This window comes from Rhodoferax sp. GW822-FHT04A08 (assembly GCF_058801025.1).
Genome location: NZ_JBXAMW010000026.1, coordinates 1 through 18,475 on the forward strand (window position 1 = coordinate 1; position 18,475 = coordinate 18,475).

The following is an 18,475-nucleotide window of genomic DNA, read 5'->3' on the forward strand; positions in this document are numbered from 1 at the left end:
TACCGATATAGGCGTCTACTTCTGCGATCCCCAGAGCCCTTGGCAGCGAGGAAGCAACGAGAATATGAACGGCCTATTGCGGCAATACTTTCCAAAAGGAGTCAATATCTCGGACTACTCACAGGCACAGCTCAATGCAGTCGCTAGAAAATTAAACGAGCGTCCCAGGAAAACTCTAAACTACGAAACACCTGCTGGTCGATTCAGCCAACTTGTTGCATCGACCGGTTGAATCCGCCGTTAAGTGCAGTGGATGTAAAAGGCACCACATGCGCTCTGTTCACTGAAGACTTGGATTTTTATGATCCGAAGATGAAGGGGTGTGCCGCAAAGACTCGAAAAAGTATGCTCGCTGGTTCAAACGGCCCCATTGCAAAGCTGCTCAAAAGACGCCTGATTGATGTGAAGTGCGTACCGTGAGTTCCGACAGGTCGCCCTCTTCATGCATTCCACCCCATCCTCCACTTTTGGTTCGAAGAGCACGGTAATCCCACCAAGTAGCACATTACCAGAGATGCCGCGTTGGACGAAACCGTCCCTGCGCGGCTTGATGACACGCTGCAGAAAGCGCTTGTCATCAGCGCTTGCAAACCGCTCTATCTGCACCCGGCGGCCTGTCTTCAATTCGGCGGATGATTTGAATATCTGATTTGGGCACAGTCAATCGCAACTTGGAAAGTTTTCTTGAATCCAGAGCAGATGCTATGGGCACCTCGATCATCCATTGGTCTCCGACGTTGGACAGTATCTGCGCCTTCACGACTCCCCAGCTATCAGTCACGCATATGAGATCTGCATTGGTAAAGGAAGTACCAATCGCGCTGCGTATTAGTCGACAGGTTTTTTCAGGAACGCGAAGTTCCAATGGTTTCTCTTGCCGGACACCCAGAAGAGCAGCCACCATTTTTGGGAAGCTGTTCTCACTCTCATTGACGACAGGCAACACCATAAAGAGGAAGCTAACAACAATACATCCTAAAACCACTTGACCTGCGACGTGCAGGCTTTTCGCAACCGCAGCATTGGCGATGATGGCCAATGCCCAAAGCGTCAATAAAATCACGCCGGAGTCCAAAGACTCCGATGCAAGCACCGGCATGAGCTGTAGAAACACAAGGCATAGACTTGCGCTAAAAAGCGCTATCCCAACGCTCGCATAGATTCGCTTGATGCGCTGCCTGTGTGTCCCATCGCTGAACACCATCCGCCAACATACTATCGACCAGCACAACAAGCAACCAGCAGCCAAGAGGCTGTAGCCGATGGATTCACTTCCACAATCGCGGTACCGCGCATAGACAACCAGCGCAAACGTAAAGCCGACACCACCAAGCTGCAGGCAAATTAACTCGACCTCACTAAGAGGCCGTTTCGTTTCAGCGTTGGTAGCCGCATCGTCTTGCACATAGTCTCTGTATATAACTGCGGGAAGAAACAAACCAACAGCAAGCAGCAGTGTCAATCCGACTGCACCTACCGCAGTAGCTGCCCCGAGACTAATAAGCGCCGAGAAATCTGAAGGAAAGTGGTCAATAGATTGAAAGTAGCAGAAGAGAATCGACACACCCAGCAAGGTACCGACTGCAGTCAGACTCAGCCAAGGAATTTCTCTCAATGATTCAAAGAGCCTGCGCACCCTTTTAGGCCAGTAGGTATCTACTGCAGGCGCATCAGGGTTTCTTAAGCCATAAACTTTGGGCATATTGCCACCTCCTTTTTTCATTCTAGGCGGCGGCACTTCGATAGAAGCTATCCTTTCCACCATGCACCCCCACCCCATCCTCCACTTCTGGTTCGAAGAGCTAACCCCCAAGCAGCACTTCACCAAAGACGCCGCGCTGGACGAAGCCATCCGCACCCGCTTTAGCACCACGCTGGAGGCTGCGGCGCGGTGTGAGCTGTTTGGCTGGCGGGCCACGCCCGAGGGGCGGTTGGCGGAGATCATTGTGTTGGACCAGTTCTCGCGCAATGTGTACCGCGACACGCCGCGTGCCTTTGCGCAGGACGCGCTGGCGCTGGTGCTGGCGCAAGAGCTGGTGGCCAGTGGGCAGGACCGCAGCTTGCCAGTGGCGCAGCGCGTGTTTGCCTACATGCCCTACATGCACAGCGAGTCCACGCTGGTGCATGCGCAGGCAGTGGCGCTGTTTTCGCAGCCGGGCATGGAAGACAACCTGCGCTTTGAGCTGCTGCACAAGTCCATCATCGAGCGCTTTGGCCGCTACCCGCACCGCAACGCCATTCTGGGGCGCAACTCCAGTGCGGAGGAGCTGGAGTTTCTGAGCGGGCCGGGGTCTTCGTTCTAGGTTTCTGTGTGAGGCAGGCTCCGTTAAACTCCGGCCCATGCGCCCTTCCCTAGCTCTCACCCAACACCGTGATGCAATTTGCCTTGCAGCGGCACGCTATCGCGTGGCAAATCCTCGGGTGTTTGGCTCTGCCATGCGTGGCGATGATCATGAAGGCAGTGATCTGGATTTGCTGGTTGACCCGCTGCCCGGCACCACACTGCTGGATTTGGGCGGCTTGCAAGACGAACTGCAAGAGTTGTTGGGGGTGTCTGTCGACGTGCTCACGCTCAAAGACCTCCCGGTCAGATTCCGCGACGTCGTCTTTCAAGAAGCCAAGCCCATATGACTGTGAGCAGGTTGGCGGACTATCTGGATCACATGCGCCAGGCCATCGCAGATGCACAGTCTTTCACCGAAGGCATGGTTCTAGCGGATTTCCTGGAAGACAAGCGTACCCAGCAAGCCGTGGTCATGAGTCTCATTGTTCTTGGAGAGGCTGCAACCAAGATCATGGATCAGCACCCAGCTTTTGCCGAGCAGCACAAGCACATTCCTTGGCGCAGCATGCGGGGCATGCGCAACCGCATTGCCCATGGCTACTTCGAAATCAACCTTGAGGTGGTTTGGGATACGGTTCAATCGGCGTTGCCTGCTTTGAAAAGTCAGCTGGAGGCGTTGCCATCGCTTTGATGGCCAAGCTTCCGGCAGGGCCGCAGCTTGCCCCAGGGTGCAGCGCGTGTTTGCCTACATGCCCTACATGCACAGCGAGTCCGCGCTGGTGCACGCTGAGGCCGTGGCGCTGTTTTCGCAGCCGGGCATGGAAGACAACCTGCGCTTTGAGCTGCTGCACAAGTCCATCATCGAGCGCTTTGGCCGCTACCCGCACCGCAACGCCATTCTGGGGCGCAGCTCCAGCCCCGAGGAGCTGGAGTTTCTGAGCGGGCCGGGGTCTTCGTTCTAGGTTTCTGTGTGAGGCAGGCTCCGTTAAACTCCGGCCCATGTCTGCCCAAACCCTTCAATCACCTGTAGTTCTTGGCGCTGCCCGCGACTTTGTGCGCCGGGTGGGCTTGGCTTGGCCGATTCAGGGCGCCATGTTGTTTGGTAGCCAAGCCAGGGGGAGCGCTCACGTTGGCAGTGACACCGATGTGGCTGTGCTGTTGCAAGGCCTGCCTGGTGACTTTGTGGCGACCAAGCTGGCAATGGACGACGTTGCCTACGACGTGTTGCTGGATTCTGGCATTCGCATTCAACCGCTACCCATTTGGGAAGATGAATGGGCTCATCCTGAGCAATACAGCAACCCACGCTTGCTTGAGAACATTGCCCGTGAAGGGTTCGCGCTTTGACACCGCAGGAGTTGATGGCAAAAGCTGGTCGCGCGCTGGCATCAGCCAAGCTTTTATTGGATAGCGGTGATGTGGACGGAGCCTGCAATCGGGCTTATTACGCAATGTTTGATGCAGCCAGAGCCGCACTGATTTCCATCAATGCGCCCGTACCTGCGGAAGTTGCGCGAACCCATAGCGGCCTGATTGCAGCCTTCAGCCTGCATCTGGTCAAACCCGGCAAGATTGCGATTGAGCATGGCAAATCACTGAATAAGGTCGAAGACTTGCGTCTGATTGCAGACTACCGAGGCGAACCGGTGACTCTGGTGAATGCGGCCTGGGCTTTGGAACGGGCAACGAATTTTCTTGAGGCAGTACGGGCGCTACAAAGCGACAACTGAAGCCTGTTCCCCCCTTGGCAGCCATCCGCACTGCAACTCCATTCTGCAGCGCAGTGGAGCCGATCACTCAACCTCCCGGCGCCGCAATCACCGACTTGGGTTCCAGGTAGGCCTCCAGGCCGAACGCTCCGAACTCGCGCCCAATACCCGACTGCTTGAACCCACCGAATGGTGCCAATGGCTCGTGGTGCAGCCCATTGATCAAAACGCGGCCCGCGCGCAGTTGTGCGCCTACTTCGCGAGCATGTGCTTCGCTGCCCGATAGGACGATGGCCTGAAGGCCATAGTCGGTGTCGTTGGCGATGGCAATGGCGTCTTCCTCATTGCGGTAGGCAATGATGCAGAGCACCGGCCCAAAGATTTCTTCGCGGGCGATGCGCATGTCGTTGCGCACTTGGGCAAACAGCGTGGGGCGCACGTAAAAGCCTGCATGGATACCAGCCGGCAGGCCTTCGCCGCCGGTGATCAGCTGAGCGCCTTCGGCGACTCCGGCCCGGATGTAGCCTTGCACCCGCTCCCACTGTTTGCGGCTGACCATGGGGCCAATCTGGGTCTGGGGATCTTTGGGGTCGCCCACTTGGGTGGCCTCGACCGCCGCACGGGCGAGTGCGATGGCTTCATCCAGCCGATGCTCCGGCACCAAAATGCGTGTGCCGGCAATGCAGGCTTGCCCGCTGTTCTGAAAGCCTGCGGTCACGGCCAACGGCAAGGCGGTGGCAAAGTCGGCATCGTCCAGGATCACCGTGGGTGACTTGCCACCCAGCTCCAGCGTGACGCGCTTGAGCGTATCGGCCCCGGCGCGCTGGATGGTCTTGCCCACGGCCGTGCTGCCGGTGAAGGAGATCTTGGCGATGTCGGGGTGGCTGCTGAGCTCGGCACCCACCACATCCCCCCGGCCGTTGACGATATTGAACAGCCCTGGTGGCAGCCCCGCGCTGTGCAAGGCCTCGGTAACGACCTGCGTCTGGATGGCGCTCATCTCGCTGGGCTTGATGACCACAGTGCAGCCAGCGGCGAGTGCCGTGGCCAGCTTGTTGCAGATGAACCCCGCGTTGGAGTTCCAGGGGGTGATGAGGCCCGCCACGCCCACGGGTTCCATCACCACTTGGGCGCTGCCGATTTGGCGGGTGAGTGGATAGTCCAGCAAGGTCCGTGCCGCGAGCAGGAAGGACTTGGCGGCATAGGCGCCCACCCAGGCAGCGCGGGATACGGGGCCGCCGTATTCCTCCGTGGTGGCCGCGTTGATGTCGTCCGCGCGGGCCAGCACCGCGTCGTGCAGGCGATGGAGCAGCGCAATGCGCTCGGCCTTGCTGGTGCGTGCGTAGGCCGGCCAGGCCTGCTTGGCCGCGGCAATGGCACGCAGCGTGTCTTCGCGGTCGCCCAGGCGGACATGGCCGATGACGGCCTCGGTTGCGGGGTTGATAAGTTCAGCCGTTTCGTGCCCGTGCGGGGTCACGAAGGCGCCGTTGATGTAGATGGTGTCGATGTTTCGCATGATGGGTGTCCTGTGGGTTGTTGGGTAAAAACAAGCTGGTTTGGAATGTAGGACGCCGCCATTGACTTGAGAAGCAGGCCAGATCATCATGATTCATGTTGAATTTCAGGACAATAAAACATGAACAGCAGCGGACTTGTGGAACTGGAGGCGGTGCTGGCGGTGGCCAGACACGGCGGCTTCAGGGCGGCGGCAGCCACCATGGGCATGTCGCGCTCCGCCTTGAGCGCAACGGTGGCCGGGCTGGAAGCGAGGCTGGGCGTGCGGCTGTTCAACCGCACCACACGCAGCGTGTCCGTTACCGAGGCGGGCGAGCAGTTCATCGCACGCATTGCGCCCGCAGTGGCAGACATCGGCGCTGCGATGGAGGCCGTCAACGCGCAGCGGGACACGCCCAGCGGAAACCTGCGAATCAACACGTCTGTGGGTGCCGCTCAATTGATTTTTGGGCCCATCGTTCTGAAGTACTTGCAGCGCTACCCTGAGGTGAAGGTCGACATCGTGACGGAGCGGCGGCTGGTGGACATCGTGGCCGAGGGGTTTGACGCTGGCATTCGCCTGGCCGAGATGGTGCCCCGCGACATGGTGGCCGTGCCCTTTGGCGGCGAGCAGCGCATGGTGGTGGTTGCCGCGCCGGAGTATCTGAAATCCAACCCCGCGCCCCAGGTGCCTGGCGATTTGATGGCACACCGCTGCGTGCGCTGGCGTTTTTCCAGCGGCAACATCTACCGATGGGAATTCGCGCGCCACGGCGAGACCTTGACGCTGGACCCGCCGGGCCCCATCACCCTGGACGAGCCCTTGCTGATGCTGGAGGCCGCGCGCGCAGGCGTGGGGATTGCCTACATGGGCATGTTCCATGTGGCCGACGATCTGGCCAGCGGTCGTCTGGTTGCGCTTCTGGATGAGTGGACGCCGAGTTACCCCGGCATTTGCCTGTACTACCCCAGCAGGCGGCAAATGCCAGCGGCGCTGCGCGCGTTTGTTGACCTGATCCATGAGGCAGCACCTCAGCGCCAACACCCCGGCTTGTAAAATTGGAGCCTTCGCCAGCCGACATACAAGAACCATATGCCCCACTCCCCTACCAAACCTTTTGTGATCGGCGTTGCCGGGGGCAGCGGCAGTGGCAAATCGACGGTCACGCGCGAGGTGCTGGCCTCCATCGGGTCAGAGATGGCAGCGGTGGTGATGCAGGACGACTACTACCTCGACCAGACCCACATGACGCCGGAAGTCCGGCGCAAAACCAATTACGACCACCCGGACGCGTTCGACTGGCCGCTGATGATGCAGCAGGTGCAGGCCCTGCGTCGCGGTGAAGCGATTGAGATGCCGGAGTACGACTTCTCGCTACACAACCGTTCGGTCAAGACGATTACCGTCAAGCCCGCTCCGGTGATCGTGATCGAAGGCCTGTTTGCGCTGTTCCATGCCGACCTGCGCAAAATGATGTCGCTCAAGATTTTTGTGGACACCGCTGCCGACGTGCGCTTCATCCGCCGCCTGCAGCGCGACATTGCCGAGCGCGGCCGCAGCACCGAGGACGTCATCGCCCAGTACCTGGAAACCGTGCGCCCCATGCACAAGCAATTCATAGAGCCCACCAAACGCCACGCCGATGTGATCCTGCCGCACGGCGCCAACGGGCCTGCGGTGGACATCATCACCACCAAGGTGGTGTCGCTGATTCGCGATCTGTCTCCAGGCAATGTGGCAGGGTGATGACAAGTCGCAGCTAAATCGCAGGGGCTTTCACCTATGTAATTTCTCCAACCTTTGCCTATCAATAAGGGGATACAACAAAGGGAGGAAACCATGTCTGACGCGTGCCTGGCATTAGCCAACAATGACATTGCCTATATCTTCTGGCAACTCAAGCAAAAGATTCCCGGCTGCCTGGGTTTTACGGTGCACCGCATAGCTGCCGATGGCAGCAGCACCGCGTTGCCGGCCTTTGTGGGTTTCGAGCCCGGCGTACCCGGCCAGCCACGCCAGCGCAAGACCACTGACGAGTGGCCGGTGCAGAGCTTCCAGTGGAAGGATGTGTTTGCCGCGCCAGGGACCTACAGCTATCGCGTGGTGCCCATGATGGGCCCGGACGTGCATGCGCTGGTTGCGCACCCCACCATTGCCCTGGAGTCCAACCAGGTAACTATCGGCGGAGACTATGGCGACGTGGCGGCGTACTTCAACGTGGGGCTGATCTCCACCCAGGAAGTGACGCGGCAGATCCATGCAATGGTTGCGGACGGCACTTACGGAAACATCACGGACGCACTGAAGGGCGAGATTGCAAAACCCAATAGCCCCGTTCGCAAATTGCTCAGTGGCGATGTGCTGGACAAGGGGGTGCTGTCGCTGTTGACCAAGGCAAAGACCAAGGGCGGCTTTTGCAATCTGGCGCTCTACGAGTTGACGGACGGGCAACTGATAGAGGCCATCAAGACACTGGCCGCCAAGGATCGCCTGGCCCTGTGTCTTTCCAACGCAGACACCACGGAAGAATACAAGGACGATCAAGGCGTCAAGCACACGCGCAAGGTGCAGGATGGCACCAACGCTGACACCCGCAAAGCGTTGCACGACGCGGGCGTGAACGTGACAGACCGCTTTGTGCCCTCCAGCTCCATTGGCCACAACAAGTTTGTGGTGTGGTCCAGTGACAAGGGGCCGCAGGAAGTGTTGACCGGCAGCACCAACTGGACGTCCACCGGCCTGTGCTCGCAGACCAACAACGCGCTGATCATCCGCAACAGCACCGTGGCGCAAGGCTACAAGGACTACTGGGACTGGCTGGTGTACGACGCCAGCCTGCAGCCGGCACAAGGCAAGGACTTGCGTGCCTGGTGTGGCGGCGGCTCGGTGGATGCATCCCTGTCACAAGGCGAAGTGCATGTCTGGTTCTCGCCCAACACGGCGGCAAAAACCAAGAACGCCAACCAGACACCGCCCGACCTTGCCGAAGTGTTTGCGCTGATCCAGGGTGCGCAACACGGGGTTCTGTTTCTGGCATTCAACGCGGGCGCGCCGAGCTTCATTGAACAGGTGCATGACAAGGCGGTGCAGATGGAGAACGATGGCAAGCCCTTTTATGTGCGCGGCGCCGTGACCGACCCGGCACCGCTGGGGCAGTTTGCCACCTTCATCACCAAGCGCAGCGCCACCGTGGCACCGGACGTGCTGGTGTCGGGCGTGGGTGGCATACCGGACGACTTCGGCTACTGGGAAAAGGAGATGTACAAGCTGGGCCACGCCGTGATCCACGACAAGATCATCGTCATAGACCCGTTCAGCCCCGACTGCGTGGTGGTCACCGGCAGCCACAACCTGGGCTTCAAGGCGAGTTACCAGAACGATGAAAACCTGGTCATCGTGCGCGACCACCAACGGCTGGCCCAAGCCTATGCAGCCCACGTGCTGGACGTGACCAACCACTTCTCATGGCGCTACAAACTGTCGCAACTGCAGCACGACAACAAGCTGGACCAGGCCTGGGGCGACCTGAGCGAAAAAGACACCTGGCAAGACAAGTACTTTGACGGGGCCAGCGATGCTTCGCGTGACGGATTCTTCTTTCTTGGCTCGTAACCGCTAGCGACTCACGGCAACGCCTCTAGGCGTCTGCAATGACAAACTCCAACGCGGCACACACCGCCGCCACCTGCGCGGCAATGCATTGCTCTGGCGTAGCGCGCGGGCTGTCGGGGTAGACCTCGGTGGTGGTGGTGTAGCGTGCCCCGGTGATGCAGGTGCACAGGCCCAGCGCCTGCAGCTCGTACTGGATGACGCCATGCGCCTCCAGCGGCGTGCCGATGATGCCGCCTTGCGCATCGGCTGGCGCAATGTGCGTGACGCGCTCCACCGCTGCGATGATGGCCTGCTGGAACGCGGGCTGCGGGTTCTGCGCGTCGTCCACCAAGTAGAAGCCGTCGGGGATGGTAGCGGGCTCAAAGGGCTTGCCGTCGCGTGCGGCCACGGCCGGGCGGTACTCGGACTCGTCGGTGTCGGTGGTTTCGTGCAGGTCGATATGGGCGGCAAACTGGCCGCGCAAGGGAGCGATGAGGCGCAGCAAGGCGGCGGACTCCTGCGCCGGGCTGCCTTCACGGAATGAGCGGTTGGGGTCCACCGCGTCAAAGTTCCAGCGCTGGATGCGCTCGTAGGCCCAGGGGCTGACGCAGGGCGCCACCAGCAGGTTCACGCGGCTGGCGAAGTCCGCCGCATGCGCATCCACAAAACGCAGCGCACCATGCACACCGCTGGTCTCATAGCCGTGCACGCCGCCGGTGACCAGCACCGTAGGCAGGTGCGGCTGCCAGTTGCGGGTGCGAATAGCATGCAAGGGAAAGCGCTCCTCGCCATACACCACCTCGCCATAGGCCTGCACATCAAAGCGCCCGCGCAAGGCCTCAACCGCCTGCAGCACGTCGTCCGCATAGCTGCGCTGGCGCACCTGGCGCGCGCGCCACTGGGTCAGCTCGTCAGGGCCCCAGGGCTGGCCGGGTGTGCCTATGGGGTAGAAGTGGGAAGTGGTCATGGATAGTCTTGTGCAGGAGAAAAGTGTGCCGGGGACCGGGCATTATCGTTGTGGGCAATGGCACACCCTTGCAATTTCCCACCCCGCCACCACCTGGGTGCAATGACCGAGCCATTGCACATCGTCTGCCCCCATTGCCATACCACCAACCGCGTACGCGCCGAGCAGCTCGGCAGCGCGCCTGATTGCGGGCAATGCAAAAAGCCCCTGTTTACCGGCAAGCCGGTGGATCTGGATGTAGCGTCCTTTGACAAGCACCTGCAGCGCAACCAGATTCCTTTGCTCGTGGACTTCTGGGCGCCCTGGTGCGGGCCGTGCCGCCAGATGGCGCCGGCCTATGTGCAGGCTGCGGCCCAGCTGGAGCCGCGCATCCGCGTGGCCAAGATCGATACCGAGGCGCACCAGATACTGGGCGCGCGCTACCAGATCCGCAGCATTCCCACGCTGGCCCTGTTTGTGGGCGGACGCGAAGTGGCCCGCCAGGCCGGTGCCATGGGCACCAGCGACATCGTGCGCTGGGTGCAGCAGCATCTGCCGCGCTGATCGGTTACGGCAAGACTGCGAAGCAAACGCCTAAACCAAATTGGAATAACCTTGCCGACGAGCAAATTCTCATCGGCTGTTACCTTCCACCCCATTCCCTTTCACCAACCCGAGTCTGAATCACCATGCTATTCAATCCCCTGCAAGTCGGCGCCCTCTCCATTCCCAACCGCATCCTGCTGGCCCCGCTCACACGCACCCGCGCAGACGCGGGCCACATGCCCAATGCCCTGATGGCCGAGTACTACAGCCAGCGCGCCACCGGCGGCCTGCTGATTACCGAGTGCACCATGGTGTCCCCGGGCACATCTGCCTTCATCAACGAACCCGGCATCTACAACGAAGCGCAAGTTGCTGCGTGGAAGCAAGTGACTGAAGCGGTGCACGCCAAGGGCGGACGCATCTTCATGCAGATCTGGCACCCGGGCCGCGCAGCCTATCCCGGTGCCGCCGATGGCGCACCGATTGTGTCCAGCAGTGCCACCGCCATTGAAGGCGATATCCGCACACCCAACGGCATGGTGCCGCATGCCGTGCCCCACACACTGACCGCAGAAGAAATTCCCGCCATCGTGGCAGCGTTTGCACAAGGTGCGCGCAATGCCATTGCAGCCGGCTTTGACGGTGTGGAAGTGCACGGCGCCAATGGCTACCTGATCGACCAGTTCCTGCGCGATACACCCAACCAGCGTACCGATGCCTACGGTGGCTCCCTGGAAAACCGCGCACGTTTCCTGTTTGAAGTGCTGACTGCCGTTACCGCCGCCATCGGCTCCGACCGCGTGGGCCTGCGCCTGTCGCCGCTCAACAGCTACAACAGCATGAAGGACAGCGACCCGTTGGCCTTGATCGGTTTCCTGGCGGACAAGCTCAATGCCTTCAAGCTGGCCTATCTGCATGTGATGCGGGCTGACTTCTTTGGTGTGCAAAAGGCCGATGTGATGAGCGTTGCACGCGAGAAGTACAAGGGCGTGCTGGTTGGCAATATGGGCTACAGCGCCGATGAAGCCGAAGCCGCCATCGCCGCGGGCAAGCTCGATGCCGTGGCGTTTGGCACGGCCTTCCTGGCCAACCCCGACCTGCCAGCGCGCATCAAGGCCAAGGCGGACCTGAACGCTCCTGACTCCAACACCTTCTACACCCCAGGCGCCAAGGGTTATACCGATTACCCGGCGCTCAAGGCAGCCTGAGTCAGCGCGCAAGCAAACCGAAAAAACGGGCGACCTTCTGACCGAGGGTCTGCCCTTCGGCCTTGCGGATCTGCGCATCGATGGCGTCTACGGCGTGGTCTGCCCCTTCAATGATTTGCAGGGTGTAGACCGCGCCGCTGTTTTTCCAGACTTGGGCAGTGGAAGCCTGCGAGGCATAGGCCACACGTGAAATGCCCTTGCTGCCCTTGCCACCGTTGATGGGCACGTTCTGGTCTTCGCGTCCGTGCAGGGCCAGAAGCGTCTTGCCACGGGCCGCGGGACAGGTGCTGGCACCGTTTTCCAAAGTGCCCGAGATGGAGACGGCAGAAGCATACAGAGTGGTTTCGCACACCATGCGCTGGGTCATCATGGCGCCGTTGGAGTGGCCCAGGCCATAGATGCGGTTGCGGTCCACTCCGTAGCGCTCGGCAATGGCCAGCGCGGTGGACTGGATGTAGGCCACATCGTCCACATGGTTCTCCGCGGGTTGGCCGCAGCAGTCCCCCGCGTTCCAGCCCAGGCGCTCGGCGCTGAGCATGCGCGCCACCGGCGTGCCGCTCAGATAGGCGACCACAAAGCCGGCCTCGTCCGCCGCGGCATCGATATTGAGTGCGCTCTCGGAACGGCCATCGGCAATACGCTGTGCATTGCCCAAACCGCCGTGCAGCACCACCACGAGTGCTCGCTGTCCGGCAGCGGGTAGTTTTGCCGGGGTGTAAATGACGGCGCTGCGCCCGCCGTAGGTCTCGGTGGATTGCGCTGCATGGGCGCAAAGGGCGGCAAGCGACAGTGCGGTGCAGAGTGCGGCACGCCATGTCCTTGCGGGTTGCAATGCGGGTTTCATGGTCACTCCTTCAGGCAGTGTGGGTCAGCCCCAGTGCGTGGTACACGCGTATGGCGGCATAGGCGTCGTTGGCAGCATAAACCAGTTGGGATTCGGTCAGCCGGGCATTGGCCCAGTTGCTGGTGGCGGCCTTTTTGGACTTCATGAAGCGCTGGTTGAACAGCACGGCCACAGCGCCCTTGACGCCCATGTCCTTGCGGTAGCCACGCTCCTTGAATACGTGGTTGAGCTCCAGAATGCCCCGTGGCTCCACACCCAGCTTGTGGATGATGCGCTTGCGGTCATCACCCAGACCAAAGCCTGCCTTGGCCACACCCGGCAATGCCAGCAGCTCGGCGCTGATGGCGCGGCACTGCGGCTCGTGCAACTGAAAGACCCAGGCACGCTCGGCGGTTGCCAGCTGCAGGATGTGCGGGCCGTCGGACACTTCGCCCACTTTGAAGGTGGGTTTGGACTCGGTATCAAAGCCCCATGCAGGGGCTTTGGTGAGCTGCGCAAAGGCTTCTCGCGCCTGCTCACCGTTGGTGACCAGGGTGATGCGATCCAGCCCCAGGCGTTCAAAAGGTGGCAATAGCGCAATGGCTTCTTTGTCGGGGGTGGCGTGGCGCGTGTTCATGGCCCGTATCATCGCTGCTTAAGGAAATCCCATGAAAAAACATTCCCCCTCGCCGTCGAGGGCAAAAACCCGGACCGTCTGCTCGAAGCCACCAAGCACGAAATCCGCAAATACATCAAGCGCGAACGCCGCCGCGCCCTGCCCGAAGGCGCAGACTTCTGGGACTTTGACTGCAAGTTTGGCCCATCGGCCGACACCGCCACAGTGGCCCACATTGCCGAGCTCACACCCCTGATTGACGCACTGGTCAAAAGCCAGGGCACGCAGTTCTACGTGGAAATCCTGGCCAAGCCGGGGCACCGCAGGTTGCGCGACAAGTCTGAAGCGCTGGACGAGTAAGCCCCGGCATCGTCGCACCTCCGAGCCGCATGACCACTCCATCGCCCGCCTTCAGCCCGGCTGCCGAACGCAACAGGCAGCCCATTCTGGAAGTGTTGCAGCGGGTGCTGCCTGCGCAGGGACATGCGCTGGAAATTGCTTCTGGCACGGGCCAGCATGTGACCTGGTTTGCCCAGCATCTGCCGCAATGGACCTGGCAGCCTACCGATACCCATGCCGATGCGCTGCGCAGCATTGCGGCCTACGTGGCCCTGAGCTACCTGGACAATGTGCGGCCGGCGCGGCTGCTTGATGTACTGAACCAGCCCTGGCTGGAAGATACCGGGACCGCGCCGCAGCAGTTTGATGCCATCTACTGCGCCAACATGCTGCACATTTCCCCATGGGCCACGTGTGCAGCGCTGATGCAAGGCAGTGCCCTGCATCTGGCACCGGGTGGTTTGCTGATCACCTATGGCCCGTATCTGGAAGACGATGTACCCACGTCGCAGGGCAACCGCGACTTTGATCTGAGCCTACGTGCGCAAAACCCTGCCTGGGGACTACGCCGTCGGGAAGATGTGGAGTCACAAGCCGCCCAGGCCGGGCTCCATCTGTTGCAGCGCTTTGCCATGCCAGCCAACAACCTGCTGCTGGTGTGGGGGCGCCGCCTCTAGCGGGCTGCAGCTACATTTGTTTGCCATTGGGTCACCACGCTTTGACACGCGTGAGGGACGCTTCAATGAACGGCGCGACGAGTACAACGCACGCGGACCGGCGTTCCACCGTGGCGGTTACATCCCTTACGAAAACCGCAGCCGTGCGTATGAGGTCGATTACCGCGAGCACCATCTGCGCCGCCCTCCTCCCGGCCAGCGCTGGGTGCAGGTGGGTGCGGACTATGTGTTGGTTGCCATTGCGACCGGCGTGATCGTCAATATCATCCTCAATCACTAGGGCCAAGCCTTGCCCCGTATACTTTTGGAATGACTCTGAACACACTCCCCCGCCGCGCCATGCTGCGCGCAGCCTCCCTGCCCTTTGTCGGTGCCCTGGCCCTGGGTTTGCAAGCCTGTTCACCGCAGGAAGAAAAACCAGTAGCCGGCAGCGTCAAGCCCGCCGATGCCTACGATCTGCTGGCCAAGGACGGCAAAGGCTTTGTAGCTGGCTTGGTGATGAGCAACAACACGGTGTATGTGATGTTCGATCCGCAGTGCCCGCACTGCGGCCATCTGTGGGAGCAGTCCCAGCCATTGCTGAAGAAGGTGAAGTTCGTCTGGATGCCGGTGTCGTTCATCAATGCCAAGAGCGCGCCCCAGGGAGCGGCACTGCTGACTGCCGCCAACCCGGTGGAAGCCATGAATACGCATGAGGCGTCCATACTGGCCGGCACCGGCGGTACATCGGCCTCCTCCAGCATTCCCGATGACATCGCCGCAGCCATCAAGAAGAACACCGACATGTTCAACGCCATGGGCGTGGAGTCGGTGCCTTACATCGTCGCCAAGAATGCCACCACCGGCCAGGTGGTGACCAATGCGGGCGCCATGGAAACTGCGGCCCTGGCGCAGTTCCTGGGGCTGAACTAGCCTTCGCTGACGGTCCGGTCCTTCTGCAACAGGCGGTTCACCATCGCCATCAGTTCATGGACTTCAAAGGGTTTGCTGATGTGCGCATCAAAACCTGCTTCTTCCAGCTGCCCGGCGTATTCACCTTTGATGTGGGCGCTGATGGCAATGACCGGGATATGTCTTGATTCAGGATTGGAGCGCAACTGTCGCAGTACCTCCAAACCATCAATACCCGGCAATTGAATGTCCAGCGGGATCAGGTCCGGGAGGCGCAGGCGTGCCACCTCCAGACCTGCCTCTCCTGAAGTGGCCTCGATCAATTCCAGTGCCTCGTATTCAGCAAATATTCCCTTGACCAGTCGGCGATTGGCCGGACTGTCCTCAATGCTGAGCACCACTGCCGGCGCAAATTGAAAACCAGAAGGCGTATCGGTTGTTGCAACTGACATGCTGGTGGCTCCGGGCCACTGCATCGGCAAGGTCACGCTGAAACTGCTTCCTACACCCTCCTCACTGACGGCACGGATGGTGCCCCCCAGCACCTGCACAAGGCGTTGACAGACGACCAGGCCAATGCCGTGGCCTTCAACATCACCGGTCTCCGCCCCCAAGCGATTGAACGATTGAAACAGCTCAGCTTGGCGATGCCTGGCAATGCCAAGGCCCGTATCGCTGACCACGAAATGCACGCCAGCGGAGCTGGGCTGCACGGTCACCCGCACCTGTCCATGCGGCCGGTTGTACTTGATGGCATTGGTCAGCAGGTTGATCAGAACTTGTTTGAGCAAGCGCCGGTCGCTGGTGAACACCAAAGGTGCCACGTCAGACATCAGACGCGTGTCATTGTCAACGGTCATGGGGCGCACCAGCGCAAGACACTCCTCCACCAGTTCTGTCGCCTCAATGGTGGTGTGCTGCAACTCCGTGTGTCCAGCTTCGATCTTGCTCAGGCTCAGCAAGTCGTTGATCAGGCTCAGCAGATGCTTGCCAGCGCGCAGCACTTCGCTCACGTTTTCCTTGTGGTGCGGCGCCAGTTGCGCATCCATGGCAATCAGCTGTGCAAAGCCCAGCATGGCATTCATGGGCGTGCGCAACTCATGGCTCATGCTGGAGAGAAACTCGCTCTTGGCGCGGTTTGCAGTTTCTGCTTCCTGAGTGCGATGGTTCAATTCCACGTTGAGTGTCTGCAGCTGCAGCTGCGTGAGCTTGACATCGGTGATGTCGTTCACCGCCACGAAAAAACCGCGCACTTCGCCATTCTGCATATCGGGAAGATAATGCGCCCAGGTGTAGCCCGTACTGCCATCTGCCTTGACCAGTGTGCGCTCAAAGTCCTGACGTTCTCCGCGCAGCGCGGCATCGATAAAAGGCTGGTTCTTGCGGAACAGCTCTTCGCCAAACAGTTCCTGCATGGAGATGCCTTGCATCTCTTCGGGTGTACGGCCGAACCACTCGAGATACCTAGCGTTGGCAAAGCCACACCGCAGGTCCCGGCTCCAGTAGCCCACCATGTCGGGAATCACATCAACCAAGCTCCGCAACAGTCGGCGGCTGGAGTCCAATTCATTCTGCACGCGCTTGATCTCGGTGACATCCCGGGTGATGACAAAGAACTGGCATAGCTGTCCCGCACCGTCACGAATGGGCGACACCTCTGCTTGCACCCAGGCATCAACCCCATTGGATAAATGCAGCAATCTGTCGGCAACAACACTGGTACCGGACCGGAAGGCATTCACGATGGGTACGGCATCTGCCGGATCAACCACACGTGCCTTCAAGACTTCGCAATAGTCCATGCCTGACGCATGCTCAGTGCTGATGCCGACTCTGTCACTGAAGGCCTGATTGACCCACTCGATCCGGCCCGCCGCATCGGTAATGACCGTTGGGTTGCGTGAATGCAAAGCCACCAATGCCAGCTTGTGTGCCTCACGACCCAGTTCGTCCAGCGACCGATGTGCCTTCAGCAGTGCATTGCGGCTGGTCGCATCCCGCTGGAGAAACCAGAATGCCATTGCCATCATCAGAGTGGTCAGACACCCTCCAATCAGCAGGACCAAGGCGGAGTCGGAGCGCAGGCTGTCTACAGCGATCTGGCTTGGTGTCAGTCGAATCTGCCAAAACCCGTTCCCATTGGGAATCTCAAACTCATGGGCGTATCGAGCATCGGCCTCGCTGGGACTCAAGTTATTGCGATAGACCACCTTGCCAGCGTCAAGCACTTCAAGGCAGTAGCTGAAGTCGTCCACTGGCTTGGACAGCTCCGAAAAGAAACCTTCCGTGCGAAAGACCAGGGCCAGCCAGCCGTCAAAGCGCCCTTGCACTGTCAAGGCACGAATCAGCAGAAAATTCTGTTCAGCCACCTCCAGCGAGACTTGTTCGGTGAAAACTGGCGAGCGTGCAGCATCAGGACGAGGAAAAGTGTCTGCACGCAGGTCAAAGTCTTTTACCAGGGCATTGTTTGCCCGCGGTACAAACCGCGCCAGCCGACCGGCCTTGTCAAAATAGGCCAATGCCTGAAAGTCGGAGTTGCTCTCCAGATGTGCTTTGGCGTCAAGCGACCACAATAATAACGGGGTGCCGCCGCTGGCTTCCCAGCGCAAGGCCATGCGCTCCAACGAGCCGGTGTGGTCATTGGTCACTTCCAGAAAAATCTTCTGTAACCAACTGGCCTGCGAATCGAGCTTGCGCACCAGCTGCTCGCTCTCGCGATAGGTCAATGCGGCCCACCCTATCAAGGTAAGCGAGAGCTGCAAGGCAAGCGCCCCCTGGGCCCAACTTCTGAGTGTGGGTTTGCGCCAGTGGACTGGGAATTTCCACCAGCCCACAAGGCTCAAGGCCCAGGTCATTGCCATGTACCCGGCCAGCATCCACCAAAAATCCGGCGCAATGAAGTTGGAAAGTCCCCGCCGCAACCCCAGCGCAAGATATGCCACAGACGCAAGCAATACCATCACCAGATAGGTGCACCAAGCCAGTCCGACGATCTGGCGCTTCGCAGGATACAAGACCGATTGCATTTGCGCCTGACTGACCAGCAACCCGGACGTCCAAAGCCAGAAGACTGACATGGCGATGGCATTCACTGGCATACGCAGGGGTGGCAGACCACCCGCATGCTCCAAGAGCCATAGGTTCATTGCTGAATCTGGAAACAGGCCCAGTTGGGCCAGTCGGGCAACCGATAGTGTCCAGGCTACGGCCACAAGAGAAAAACCCGGCCGACGCCCCTTGCGCCACTGCAACAGCAACAAAGCCACACCGCACAGGAGAAACGCCACCGCACAGTCCACAGGCAAGTGAGGCAAGGCAATGCCGTGCGCGAACAGGGCGTCCCCTTGAGG

At 60.2% G+C, this 18,475-nt stretch carries 22 protein-coding genes; 16 read left to right on the plus strand and 6 right to left on the minus strand.

Features of this window, described 5'->3' with window-relative positions:
- The coding region (locus tag AC1RMF_RS25115) for an IS30 family transposase (RefSeq protein ID WP_493145180.1) at window positions 1-232 on the plus strand (232 nt) is incomplete at its 5' end.
- A 345-nt stretch (window positions 233-577) separates the two neighbouring features.
- Here AC1RMF_RS25115 and AC1RMF_RS25120 read toward each other — a convergent pair.
- Window positions 578-1,702 (minus strand): hypothetical protein, encoded by a 1,125-nt coding sequence (locus tag AC1RMF_RS25120; protein WP_493145182.1) that lies wholly within the window; start codon window positions 1,700-1,702, stop codon window positions 578-580.
- Window positions 1,703-1,763: 61 nt separating this feature from the next.
- Between AC1RMF_RS25120 and AC1RMF_RS25125 the strand changes: the two genes are divergently transcribed.
- From AC1RMF_RS25125 to AC1RMF_RS25150, 6 genes are read left to right on the plus strand one after another with little or no spacing between them, the layout of a single operon-like run.
- A complete protein-coding gene (locus AC1RMF_RS25125) occupies window positions 1,764-2,303 on the plus strand; it encodes a DUF924 family protein (RefSeq protein WP_493145183.1) in 540 nt (179 codons plus the stop codon).
- 37 nt (window positions 2,304-2,340) lie between these two features.
- Window positions 2,341-2,631, plus strand: coding sequence for a nucleotidyltransferase family protein (locus tag AC1RMF_RS25130; RefSeq protein WP_342618214.1), 291 nt, complete (start codon window positions 2,341-2,343; stop codon window positions 2,629-2,631).
- Window positions 2,628-2,975, plus strand: a complete 348-nt coding sequence (locus tag AC1RMF_RS25135) for a HepT-like ribonuclease domain-containing protein (protein WP_493145186.1) — start codon at window positions 2,628-2,630, stop codon at window positions 2,973-2,975. The genes AC1RMF_RS25130 and AC1RMF_RS25135 overlap by 4 nt, the downstream gene beginning before the upstream one ends.
- Before the next feature lie 46 nt (window positions 2,976-3,021).
- A complete protein-coding gene (locus AC1RMF_RS25140; RefSeq protein ID WP_493145187.1) occupies window positions 3,022-3,246 on the plus strand; it encodes a DUF924 family protein in 225 nt (74 codons plus the stop codon).
- Between the two features lie 37 nt (window positions 3,247-3,283).
- Window positions 3,284-3,631, plus strand: a complete 348-nt coding sequence (locus AC1RMF_RS25145) for a nucleotidyltransferase domain-containing protein (protein WP_493145188.1) — start codon at window positions 3,284-3,286, stop codon at window positions 3,629-3,631.
- Between the two features lie 14 nt (window positions 3,632-3,645).
- Window positions 3,646-4,014: a HEPN domain-containing protein gene (locus tag AC1RMF_RS25150; RefSeq protein WP_493145189.1), complete on the plus strand. Its 369-nt coding sequence runs from the start codon at window positions 3,646-3,648 to the stop codon at window positions 4,012-4,014.
- 67 nt (window positions 4,015-4,081) lie between these two features.
- On the opposite strand, the gene AC1RMF_RS25155 is transcribed toward AC1RMF_RS25150, so the two are convergent.
- Window positions 4,082-5,509, minus strand: coding sequence for an aldehyde dehydrogenase family protein (locus AC1RMF_RS25155; protein WP_493145191.1), 1,428 nt, complete (start codon window positions 5,507-5,509; stop codon window positions 4,082-4,084).
- Between the two features lie 120 nt (window positions 5,510-5,629).
- Here AC1RMF_RS25155 and AC1RMF_RS25160 point away from each other — a divergent pair, with 120 nt between their 5' ends.
- The 3 genes from AC1RMF_RS25160 (at window position 5,630) to AC1RMF_RS25170 (ending at window position 9,100) form a co-directional block, all read left to right on the plus strand.
- The gene (locus tag AC1RMF_RS25160; RefSeq protein WP_493145192.1) at window positions 5,630-6,544 is read left to right on the plus strand and encodes a LysR family transcriptional regulator; all 915 of its coding nucleotides are present in this window, start codon (window positions 5,630-5,632) and stop codon (window positions 6,542-6,544) included.
- 36 nt (window positions 6,545-6,580) lie between these two features.
- The gene (gene udk / locus AC1RMF_RS25165) at window positions 6,581-7,234 is read left to right on the plus strand and encodes a uridine kinase (RefSeq protein WP_493145194.1); all 654 of its coding nucleotides are present in this window, start codon (window positions 6,581-6,583) and stop codon (window positions 7,232-7,234) included.
- Between the two features lie 93 nt (window positions 7,235-7,327).
- On the plus strand, window positions 7,328-9,100 hold the full coding sequence (locus tag AC1RMF_RS25170) for a phospholipase D-like domain-containing protein (RefSeq protein WP_493145196.1): 1,773 nt from the start codon (window positions 7,328-7,330) through the stop codon (window positions 9,098-9,100).
- 25 nt (window positions 9,101-9,125) lie between these two features.
- On the opposite strand, the gene AC1RMF_RS25175 is transcribed toward AC1RMF_RS25170, so the two are convergent.
- Window positions 9,126-10,046 carry a M14 family metallopeptidase gene (locus AC1RMF_RS25175; RefSeq protein WP_493145197.1) on the minus strand — a complete coding sequence of 307 codons (921 nt, stop codon included), beginning with the start codon at window positions 10,044-10,046 and terminating at the stop codon, window positions 9,126-9,128.
- Between the two features lie 102 nt (window positions 10,047-10,148).
- On the opposite strand from AC1RMF_RS25175, the gene trxC reads away from it, so the two are divergent.
- Window positions 10,149-10,589 carry a thioredoxin TrxC gene (gene trxC, locus AC1RMF_RS25180; protein WP_493145198.1) on the plus strand — a complete coding sequence of 147 codons (441 nt, stop codon included), beginning with the start codon at window positions 10,149-10,151 and terminating at the stop codon, window positions 10,587-10,589.
- 125 nt (window positions 10,590-10,714) lie between these two features.
- Window positions 10,715-11,779 (plus strand): alkene reductase, encoded by a 1,065-nt coding sequence (locus AC1RMF_RS25185; protein ID WP_493145200.1) that lies wholly within the window; start codon window positions 10,715-10,717, stop codon window positions 11,777-11,779.
- Window position 11,780: 1 nt separating this feature from the next.
- On the opposite strand, the gene AC1RMF_RS25190 is transcribed toward AC1RMF_RS25185, so the two are convergent.
- Window positions 11,781-12,623, minus strand: a complete 843-nt coding sequence (locus tag AC1RMF_RS25190; RefSeq protein WP_493145202.1) for a CE1 family esterase — start codon at window positions 12,621-12,623, stop codon at window positions 11,781-11,783.
- Between the two features lie 10 nt (window positions 12,624-12,633).
- Complete coding sequence (locus AC1RMF_RS25195; RefSeq protein ID WP_493145203.1) at window positions 12,634-13,239, minus strand: 3'-5' exonuclease; 606 nt, start codon at window positions 13,237-13,239, stop codon at window positions 12,634-12,636.
- Between AC1RMF_RS25195 and AC1RMF_RS25200 the strand changes: the two genes are divergently transcribed.
- The 4 genes from AC1RMF_RS25200 to AC1RMF_RS25215 are packed head-to-tail and all read left to right on the plus strand — an operon-like array spanning window position 13,225 to window position 15,146.
- Window positions 13,225-13,578: a DUF6172 family protein gene (locus AC1RMF_RS25200; protein WP_493145205.1), complete on the plus strand. Its 354-nt coding sequence runs from the start codon at window positions 13,225-13,227 to the stop codon at window positions 13,576-13,578. The genes AC1RMF_RS25195 and AC1RMF_RS25200 overlap by 15 nt on opposite strands.
- A 29-nt stretch (window positions 13,579-13,607) precedes the next feature.
- Complete coding sequence (locus AC1RMF_RS25205; protein ID WP_493145206.1) at window positions 13,608-14,234, plus strand: DUF938 domain-containing protein; 627 nt, start codon at window positions 13,608-13,610, stop codon at window positions 14,232-14,234.
- 16 nt (window positions 14,235-14,250) lie between these two features.
- On the plus strand, window positions 14,251-14,514 hold the full coding sequence (locus AC1RMF_RS25210; RefSeq protein ID WP_493145208.1) for an RcnB family protein: 264 nt from the start codon (window positions 14,251-14,253) through the stop codon (window positions 14,512-14,514).
- A gap of 29 nt (window positions 14,515-14,543) precedes the next feature.
- Window positions 14,544-15,146, plus strand: a complete 603-nt coding sequence (locus AC1RMF_RS25215; protein WP_342618230.1) for a thioredoxin fold domain-containing protein — start codon at window positions 14,544-14,546, stop codon at window positions 15,144-15,146.
- Here the strand turns inward: AC1RMF_RS25215 and AC1RMF_RS25220 are convergent.
- The gene (locus tag AC1RMF_RS25220) at window positions 15,143-18,439 is read right to left on the minus strand and encodes a hybrid sensor histidine kinase/response regulator (RefSeq protein WP_493145209.1); all 3,297 of its coding nucleotides are present in this window, start codon (window positions 18,437-18,439) and stop codon (window positions 15,143-15,145) included. The two genes, AC1RMF_RS25215 and AC1RMF_RS25220, sit on opposite strands and share 4 nt — an antisense overlap.
- Window positions 18,440-18,475 lie beyond the last annotated feature (36 nt).